This is a genomic window from Aliamphritea spongicola (genome assembly GCF_017051665.1).
GTDB lineage: Bacteria > Pseudomonadota > Gammaproteobacteria > Pseudomonadales > Balneatricaceae > Amphritea > Amphritea spongicola.
This window is the reverse complement of record NZ_JAFIDL010000163.1, coordinates 1-219: the sequence shown is the minus strand read 5'-3', so window position 1 is coordinate 219 and position 219 is coordinate 1. Positions and strand designations below refer to the sequence as shown.

At 63.0% G+C, this 219-nt stretch carries 1 protein-coding gene; it reads right to left on the bottom strand.

From position 1 onward, the window contains the following. On the bottom strand, positions 1 to 219 hold a 219-nt coding region (locus JYB63_RS23185; protein WP_205660261.1), incomplete at both ends, for a hypothetical protein.

Sequence of the window (219 nt, the reverse complement as noted above, 5' to 3'; positions counted from 1 at the left end):
CGGCCAGCGCATCATCGATGGTGGCAATGTTGAAGGTCGCACTGCTCGCCGGACCGGTGATGGTCACATCGGCCACTTCAGTGATGTCCGTGCCGGAGGCCGTGGTGTAGCTGTACGTCAGCGCCACGGTGACCGATTTACCCGCCGGCACCGCTTCGCTCAGGCTGACGGTGTAGTCGGTGGTGGTTTCACCTTCGACCACATCGCTCGGGCCAGTCA